This window comes from Streptomyces sp. SID1328 (genome assembly GCF_009865595.1).
Taxonomy (GTDB): Bacteria; Actinomycetota; Actinomycetes; order Streptomycetales; family Streptomycetaceae; genus Streptomyces; species Streptomyces griseoluteus.
In genome coordinates, this window is the sequence record NZ_WWKH01000441.1 from 1 (window position 1) to 8,061 (window position 8,061).

The 8,061-nt window shown below is 71.6% G+C and carries 11 protein-coding genes; 5 read left to right on the forward strand and 6 right to left on the reverse strand.

Annotated features, from left to right (window positions below; genetic code table 11):
• The coding region (locus GT030_RS13270) for a LiaF domain-containing protein (protein WP_161201284.1) at positions 1-491 on the forward strand (491 nt) is incomplete at its 5' end.
• A gap of 115 nt (positions 492-606) precedes the next feature.
• Positions 607-972: a WhiB family transcriptional regulator gene (locus tag GT030_RS13275; RefSeq protein WP_030807025.1), complete on the forward strand. Its 366-nt coding sequence runs from the start codon at positions 607-609 to the stop codon at positions 970-972.
• 86 nt (positions 973-1,058) lie between these two features.
• On the opposite strand, the gene glpX is transcribed toward GT030_RS13275, so the two are convergent.
• The gene (gene glpX / locus GT030_RS13280; protein WP_161201285.1) at positions 1,059-2,090 is read right to left on the reverse strand and encodes a class II fructose-bisphosphatase; all 1,032 of its coding nucleotides are present in this window, start codon (positions 2,088-2,090) and stop codon (positions 1,059-1,061) included.
• 123 nt (positions 2,091-2,213) lie between these two features.
• Between glpX and GT030_RS13285 the strand changes: the two genes are divergently transcribed.
• A complete protein-coding gene (locus GT030_RS13285) occupies positions 2,214-2,738 on the forward strand; it encodes a DUF4245 domain-containing protein (RefSeq protein WP_161201286.1) in 525 nt (174 codons plus the stop codon).
• Positions 2,739-2,825: 87 nt separating this feature from the next.
• On the opposite strand, the gene GT030_RS13290 is transcribed toward GT030_RS13285, so the two are convergent.
• The 3 genes from GT030_RS13290 to xseA form a co-directional block, all read right to left on the reverse strand.
• Entirely contained in the window at positions 2,826-3,416 is a 591-nt protein-coding gene (locus GT030_RS13290) for a malonic semialdehyde reductase (protein ID WP_130331967.1), read from the reverse strand.
• A 105-nt stretch (positions 3,417-3,521) separates the two neighbouring features.
• Positions 3,522-3,746 (reverse strand): exodeoxyribonuclease VII small subunit, encoded by a 225-nt coding sequence (locus GT030_RS13295; protein WP_161201287.1) that lies wholly within the window; start codon positions 3,744-3,746, stop codon positions 3,522-3,524.
• Positions 3,747-3,755: 9 nt separating this feature from the next.
• On the reverse strand, positions 3,756-4,976 hold the full coding sequence (xseA, locus tag GT030_RS13300; RefSeq protein ID WP_161201288.1) for an exodeoxyribonuclease VII large subunit: 1,221 nt from the start codon (positions 4,974-4,976) through the stop codon (positions 3,756-3,758).
• Positions 4,977-5,066: 90 nt separating this feature from the next.
• Between xseA and GT030_RS13305 the strand changes: the two genes are divergently transcribed.
• Positions 5,067-6,083, forward strand: a complete 1,017-nt coding sequence (locus GT030_RS13305; RefSeq protein ID WP_086690958.1) for a 4-hydroxy-3-methylbut-2-enyl diphosphate reductase — start codon at positions 5,067-5,069, stop codon at positions 6,081-6,083.
• A gap of 29 nt (positions 6,084-6,112) precedes the next feature.
• Positions 6,113-6,868, forward strand: a complete 756-nt coding sequence (locus tag GT030_RS13310) for a polyphosphate--glucose phosphotransferase (protein ID WP_161201290.1) — start codon at positions 6,113-6,115, stop codon at positions 6,866-6,868.
• 49 nt (positions 6,869-6,917) lie between these two features.
• On the opposite strand, the gene GT030_RS13315 is transcribed toward GT030_RS13310, so the two are convergent.
• Together GT030_RS13315 and GT030_RS13320 are read right to left on the reverse strand one after the other, a co-directional pair.
• On the reverse strand, positions 6,918-7,466 hold the full coding sequence (locus GT030_RS13315; RefSeq protein ID WP_346009629.1) for a DUF1062 domain-containing protein: 549 nt from the start codon (positions 7,464-7,466) through the stop codon (positions 6,918-6,920).
• A 183-nt stretch (positions 7,467-7,649) separates the two neighbouring features.
• On the reverse strand, positions 7,650-8,061 hold a 412-nt coding region (locus GT030_RS13320; RefSeq protein ID WP_237522374.1), incomplete at its 5' end, for a DUF6542 domain-containing protein.

Below are 8,061 nucleotides of genomic sequence, written 5' to 3' on the forward strand. Positions count from 1 at the left end.
CGGCGCCCGCGTACGCCTCCGTCCCGCACCGCCCGCTGCCCGGCTCGCTCCCGGCCGACGCGGACACCAGCGTGGTCGCCGTCTTCAGCAGCGCCGTGCGCCGGGGCCGCTGGCGCGCGGGGCGCCGGGTGCACGCGTTCGCGGTGTTCGGCAGCGTGGAGATAGACCTCAGCGAGGCCGTCTTCGAGTACCAGCAGGTGGTGATCAAGGCGGTCTCGGTCTTCGGGGACGTCCAGATCCGCGTCCCGGAGAACGTGTCGCTGCGCGGCACCGGCGGCAGTGTGCTGGGCAACTTCGAGGTCAGCACGGTGGACTCGGTGGAGTCGGACGCCCCCGTGATCTACGTCGACGGCTGGTCGGTGCTGGGCAACGTGGAGGCGCGGCCCCGGCGCGGCCGGTTCGTGGCGGACATCCTCGACCGGGTGCAGGGCACGGTCGACCGGGCCCACGACAAGGTCGACCGGAAGCTGCGCAAGTACCTGGGGGACTGACGCCGAACAAGCCGTCGTACGCCGGTGGTTGGGAACGCAGTGCATAGGCGCGCGTACAACGGGTAGGGCTTGCTGCATCGTCTCTCGCTAGCGAATTCGTCGTCAGGAGTAGACCGTGCTGCAACCGCCGCATTCGTCCCTGCAGGTAGCCGCCGTTCCGGCCCAGCGGGGCCCGGCGCGAGACAGGGATCAGGACGCGCCCTGGCACACCGAGGCGGTGTGCCGCCGCGACGAGGCCGGTCTGTTCTTCGCCCCGTCGAAGGAGCCGACCGCCGCGCGCCTGTCCCGCGAGGAGGCGGCGAAGCGGGTGTGCGCCCGCTGCCCGGTGATGATCGAGTGCCGCGAGCACGCCCTGCTCCAGCCCGAGCCGTACGGCGTCTGGGGCGGCCTGACCGCGGCCGAGCGCCGAGTGGTCCTGGCCCGCAGGCGCAGGCGCGAGGTGGAGCTCAAGAAGGCGACGGCAGCGCGTATAGCAGGCTGAGGCGAAAGCTTCCAGGGGCGCGGGAACTGCGCGGCCGGCCACGGCGGACCGGCACCCGCAGAGCCACCCCGCGCCCCCCTGTTCCGCTACTTCGCCCGGTCGAAGTCGATCGCGCTGTAGGCCCGCAGCTTGCTGAGCCGGTGCTCCGACTCGATCTTCCGCACGGTCCCGGACTTGGACCGCATCACGATGGAATCGGTGGTCGCGCTCTCCGACCGGTACCGCACGCCTCGCATGAGCTCCCCGTCGGTGATCCCGGTCGCGACGAAGAACACGTTCTCCCCGCTCACCAGGTCGTCCGTGGTCAGCACCCGGTCCAGGTCGTGGCCGGCCGCGATCGCCCGCTCCCGCTCCTCGTCGTCCTTGGGCCAGAGCTTGCCCTGGATCGTGCCGCCCAGGCACTTCACCGCACAGGCCGAGATGATCCCCTCGGGGGTGCCGCCGATGCCGAGCAGCAGGTCGATGCCGGTGCCCTCGCGCAGCGCCAGGATGGACCCCGCCACATCACCGTCCGAGATCAGCTTGATCCGCGCGCCGGTGTCCCGGATCTCCTTGATGACGCCCTCGTGCCGGGGCCGGTCCAGGATGACGACCGTGACGTCCTCGGGCGTGCGCCGCTTCGCCTTGGCGACCCGGCGGATGTTGACCGACACGGGCGCGTCGATGTCCACGAAGTCGGCGGCCTCGGGCCCGGTGACCAGCTTGTCCATGTAGAACACGGCGGACGGGTCGAACATGGCGCCCCGCTCGGCGGCGGCCAGCACGGCGATCGCGTTCGCCATGCCCTTCGCCGTCAGCGTGGTCCCGTCGATCGGGTCGACGGCGATGTCGACCTCGGGTCCCGTCCCGTCGCCGACCTGCTCCCCGTTGAAGAGCATCGGCGCCTCGTCCTTCTCGCCCTCGCCGATGACGACGACGCCGTTCATCGAGACGGTGGAGACGAGGGTCCGCATGGCGCGCACGGCGGCGCCGTCGGCGCCGTTCTTGTCGCCCCGGCCGACCCAGCGGCCCGCGGCCATGGCCGCGGCCTCGGTGACCCTGACCAGTTCCAGGGCGAGGTTGCGGTCGGGGGCCTCGGAGGGGACATCGAGTTCGGACGGCAGATGATGCTCGGTCATCGGAGCGCACCTTTCTGATACGACGACGGCCGGATGAGTATGAGGTGACTCTATCGCCGGGCTTACAAGATGAGCAGGGGGCCCCACGGATGAGCACGGAGGGCGCCTGAGACCATAGGAGGCGTGGCAGGTTCGAACGGCAAGCAGAAGACGGTCCGGGACATGATCCTTTCCCTGGCCCTGATCGGTATCGCGGCGGCGGTCATCTACGTCTTCGTCCCGCACGACGACCACAAGCCCGACCTCCCGCGGGTCGACTACACGGTCGAGACGACCACGGCCCGCAGGGCCGTGAGCTACCCGGTGGCGGCCCCCGAGGGGCTGCCGGACACCTGGAAGGCGACCTCCGTCCGCTTCCGTGGCGAGGAGTCCGACCGCTGGCACCTCGGCTTCCAGGACCCCGAGGGCCAGTACGTGCAGGTCGAGCAGTCCACCCAGAAGCGCTCCGACTTCATCGAGCAGGCCACCCAGGGCTCCTCGGCGACCAAGAGGACCGAGAAGATCGACGGCCGCACCTGGACCCGGTACTCCGGCGGCCGCTACGACGCCCTCGTCCTGGAGGGCACCCCCGGCTCCACCACGGTGGTGTCGGGCACCGCCTCCTTCGACCGCCTGACCACCATGGCCTCGGCGCTCAAGATGGCCTAGCGTTTTCCTCTTACGATGCGCGAAGGCCCCCGGAAGCGCATTCCGGGGGCCTTCGCGCATCGCCGTGGACCGGCGGAAGAGCGCCGCTCAGACGGTCGTGACGACGTCGTCGTAGGACAGGCGCGGGCCGCGCGGGTGCGAGGCGTCGGCGGCCGGGCGGCCGATGTTGACGATCATCAGCGGGGCGTGGTCGTCGTCCAGGAACTCCTTGCGGACCCCCTCGGCGTCGAAGCCGGTCATCGGGCCCGCGGCCAGGCCGGCGGCGCGGACGCCGACGACGAAGTAGGCGGCCTGGAGCGCGGCGTTCAGCGCGGCGGAGCGCTCCCGGACCGGGCGCTCGGCGAAGAAGGCGTCCTTGGCCTGCGGGAACGCCGGGAACAGGGCCGGCAGCTCCTCGTGGAACTCGTTGTCCGCGGAGAGGATCGCCACCAGCGGGGCCGCGGCGGTCTTGGCGCGGTTGCCCTCGGCCAGGTGCCCGACCAGGCGCTCACGGGCCTCGGGGGAGCGGACCAGGGTGATCCGCAGCGGGGTCTGGTTGAAGGCGGTCGGGCCGTACTTGACCAGGTCGTAGATCGCCCGGACCTGCTCGTCGGTCACCGGCTCGTCGGTGAAGGAGTTCGCGGTGCGGGCCTCGCGGAAGAGCAGGTCCTGGGCGGCCGGGTCGAGAACGAGAGACATCTGTGACTTCCTGAGGTGCGCGTACGGTCCGTGGTGCGGGACCTGATGACGGACCCGACCCTACGCCAAAGAAGTTCAAGCTTCAACAAAGCCGCCTCCGGCCCGTCACTCGCCCTCTTCCTCCTCCGTCTCCTCCGCGAGCGCCGCGTCCAGCCGCTCCCGCGCCCCCTCCAGCCAGCGCCGGCACACCTTGGCCAGCTCCTCGCCGCGCTCCCACAGCGCCAGCGACTCCTCCAGCGTCGAACCGCCCGCCTCCAGCCGCCGTACGACCTCGATCAACTCGTCCCGCGCCTGCTCGTACGAGAGCGCCTCGTCCACCTTGCTGCTCATCCGCCCACCCTATTCATCGCCGCCGACATCGACCCGTACGGCGAACTCGCCCGCCGCCACCCGGGCCCGCAGCGCCTCGCCTCCGGTCACCTCGGCCGGGTCGCGGACCACATGGCCGTCCTCCTTCTGCAGGACCGCGTAGCCGCGCCGGAGGGTGGCCGCGGGGGAGAGGGCGACCACGCGCGCGTGCGTGTGGGTCAGCTCCGACTCCGCGCGGTCCAGCAGATGGCCCAGCGTGCGCCGGGCGCGGCCCAGCAGCGCCTCCACCTGCTCCTCCCGCTCGTCCAGCATCCGGTGCGGGTGCTCCATCACCGGCCGGGCCAGCGCGTGCGCCAGCCCCCGCTCCTCCCGCTCCAGCAGGGAGTGGGCGCACCGCCGGCCCCGGTCGCGCAGCATCCGTACCCGCGCCAGCTCCTCGCCCACGTCCGGGACGACCTTCTTGGCCGCGTCGGTCGGGGTGGAGGCGCGCAGGTCGGCCACCAGGTCCAGCAACGGGGTGTCCGGCTCGTGCCCGATCGCCGAGACCACCGGCGTGCGGCAGGCCGCCACCGCGCGGACCAGCTGCTCGTCGGAGAATGGCAGCAGGTCCTCCACGCTGCCCCCGCCGCGGGCCACCACGATCACGTCCACGTCGTCCCGCGCGTCCAGCTCCTTGACCGCCTGGACCACCTGCGGCACCGCGTGCACGCCCTGCACCGGCACATTGCGCACCTCGAAGCGGACGGCGGGCCAGCGGTGCCGGGCGTTCTCCAGCACGTCGCGCTCCGCCGCCGAGGCGCGGCCGCACACCAGCCCGATGAGCTGCGGCAGGAACGGCAGCGGCTTCTTGCGGTCGGCCGCGAACAGCCCCTCCGCCGCCAGCGACTTCTTGAGCTGCTCCAGCCGCGCCAGCAGCTCGCCCACGCCCACCGGCCGTATCTCGGCGGCGCGCAGCGAGAGCTGGCCGCGCGGGGCGTACCACTCCGGCTTGGCGAGCACCACGACCCGCGCGCCCTCGCCGACCACGTCCGCGACCGCGTCGAAGACCTGCCGGTAGCAGGTGACGCTCACCGAGATGTCGTGCGAGGGGTCGCGCAGGGTCAGGAACACCACCCCGGCGCCGGGCCGCCGCGACAACTGGGTGATCTGCCCCTCCACCCACACCGCGCCGAGCCGGTCGATCCAGCGTCCGATCAGCCGGGATACCTCCCCGACCGGGAGCGGGGCCTCGGGCGATGTGTTCACAGCCATGCGGCGAGGGTAACGGCCGCCGCCGACAACGGGGGTGCGCCCGGGGCACCCCCCTGGGGGGATCTACGGGGTCCGGCACCCGGCCTTACGATGGGACGCATGACCGCTTCGCCTGGCCGCCGTGTCCTGCTCGCCGCCCCCCGTGGCTACTGCGCCGGTGTGGACCGCGCCGTGATCGCCGTCGAGAAGGCCCTCGAACAGTACGGGGCCCCGATCTACGTCCGGCACGAGATCGTCCACAACAAGTACGTCGTGCAGACCCTGGAGAAGAAGGGCGCGATCTTCGTCGAGCAGACGGAGGAGGTGCCGCCCGGCCAGATCGTGATGTTCTCCGCGCACGGCGTCGCCCCGACCGTGCACGAGGAGGCGAAGCGCGGCCGGCTCGCCACCATCGACGCCACCTGCCCGCTGGTCACCAAGGTCCACAAGGAAGCCGTCCGCTACGCCAAGGACGACTACGACATCCTGCTGATCGGGCACGAGGGGCACGAGGAGGTCATCGGCACCTCCGGCGAGGCCCCCGAGCACATTCAGCTCGTCGACGGCCCCGAGGACGTCGCCAAGGTCGAGGTCCGCGATCCGTCCAAGATCGTCTGGCTCTCCCAGACCACCCTCTCCGTGGACGAGACCATGGAGACCGTCGACGCCCTGAAGGCGAAGTTCCCCGGCCTGGTCTCCCCGCCCAGCGACGACATCTGCTACGCCACGCAGAACCGTCAGCTCGCGGTGAAGCAGATGGGCGCCGAGGCCGAGCTGGTCATCGTGGTCGGCTCCCGCAACTCCTCCAACTCCGTACGGCTGGTCGAGGTCGCCAAGCTCGCCGGGTCCCGCGAGGCGTACCTGGTGGACTTCGCCGGCGAGATCGACGAAGCCTGGCTGGAGGGCGTCACCACGGTCGGCGTCACCTCCGGCGCCTCGGTGCCCGAGGTCCTGGTCGAGGAGGTCCTCGAGTGGCTGGCCCAGCGCGGCTACGGCGACGTGGAGCTCGTCAAGGCGGCCGAGGAGTCCATCACCTTCTCGCTGCCCAAGGAACTCCGCCGCGACCTGCGCGAGGAAGCCGCCGCCCTGGCGGCCGAGCGTGGCGGAACCGGTACGCCCGGGGCGTGACCTTCAGTCGTACGTCGTAACGTGGGCCCATGCAGATCTTCGGCGTGGACATCGGCGGGTCCGGCATCAAGGGTGCCCCGGTGGACCTGGACAAGGGCGATCTCGCCCAGGAGCGCTGCAAGGTGCTCACCCCGCATCCGGCGACCCCCGAGGGTGTCGCCGACGGCGTCAAGGAAGTGATCGACCACTTCGGCTGGACCGGCCCGGTCGGGCTGACCTTCCCCGGAGTGGTCCAGGACGGCGCGACCATCCTCACGGCGGCGAACGTCGACAAGAGCTGGGTCGGCACGGACGCCCGCACCCTGTTCAGCGAGAAGCTGGGTGGCCTCCCGGTCACGCTGGTCAACGACGCGGACGCGGCCGGGCTGGCCGAGATGCGGTTCGGCGCCGGGCGCGGTAAGCGGGGCACGGTCATCGTGCTCACCTTCGGCACCGGCATCGGCAGCGCGGTCTTCACCGACGGTGTGCTGGTCGCCAACACCGAGCTGGGCCACGTCGAGCTGAACGGCCACGACGCGGAGAAGAAGGCGTCCAGCAAGGCCAAGGAGGACGCCGACCTGAGCTGGGAGCACTGGGCGCGCCGGGTCGAGAAGTACCTCGCGCACCTGGAGATGCTCTTCTCGCCCGAGCTGTTCATCATCGGCGGCGGGGTGAGCCGCAAGGCCGACAAGTTCCTCCCGCACATCAAGGGGATCAAGGCCGAGATCGTCCCGGCCCAGCTCCAGAACAACGCGGGCATCGTGGGCGCGGCGATGCGCGCGGAGCAGCGGGCGGCCGCGGAGTAGGGGACCGGGGGCCCGTCCGGCGTGGTTCGCCGGAGGGCCCCCGGTGCGCTCAGCGTTTGAGCGTGAAGGTGAAGTCGCCGGAGAGCCTCGACTCCAGCCGGACGGCCGAGACGAGGTTCCCCTCGGCGATCAGCCGCCCGACCCGGGCCCGGGACAGACCGAACCCCTCGGCGATCAACCGCACCGGCCGGACCGGTACCGGCGCCGCGAAGCGGACCGAGACGTCGGCCTTCTCCCGGTCCAGATGATCGGAACCGCCGGTGTCGAGACGCCAGGCGCCGTCCCAGTCGAGGGCGACGCGGTTGCGCCGCCGCAGCACCGGGTCCCGGAGCAGCTCTGCCGCGAGGGCCGGGTCGTTGGCGTGCAGCCGGTCCAGCAGGCCGGGGCGGACGGAGCGGACGTTCGCCCGCTCCAGGACCGTGAGCTTGGCGGTGTCCCCGCAGCCCGTGCAGAGCACGAGCAGCCAGACGTCGATGAGCTTGTGATGGGCGTTGACGCGGAATTTTCCGTTCGCCCGGAAGCGGCCGGACGCGCACGTGTGGCAGCGGCGCCGGACCAGAGGCAGGCAGGTGGGCATGACCACCCAGTCGTGGAGCACAGAAGTACACCGGTTTCAGTGAGAAGTCCGCAGCAGGAAGCAGCGCGGCGCGAGAGCGCGACGCGCGACAGATCAGCTCTCGGGGGGTCTCACACGGTGTACAACGGCACGTCCTTGCCCAGACGACTCGGTCGGGCAGCACGGTAGCGGCGCGCCGGGGCGCCGCTCCAGCGGTTTTTACTCTCAGACCCGTCGTCGGCGGCTGCGTACCCAGCGCACCCGGCGTACCAGGACCATCACCCCGGCGATCAGCGTGCCGCCGTACAGCCAGCCCGCCTGGGTGGCGAGGCCGGTGAAGACGCCCATCAGGGAGCCGAGGAAGCCCGCGCTGCCGTCGGCGACCGGGAAGAGCCCGGCGCCGAAGGCGATCGGGAGGGCCACGGGGGCGGTCAGCAGGTCGCCGGGGCGCACCCAGAGCGCGGTGAGCACGCACACGGGCAGGAACAGCACGCCGTAGGCGATCAGGGACGAGCCGAACAGCAGGGCGTCCAGCGCGCCGAGCAGCAGCATCGCGGCCACGCAGAACAGGCCGCCGCCGAGCCCGGTGAGCCGGGGGTTGGGGAAACGCCGGCCGATGGGCGCGGGGCCCGGCTCG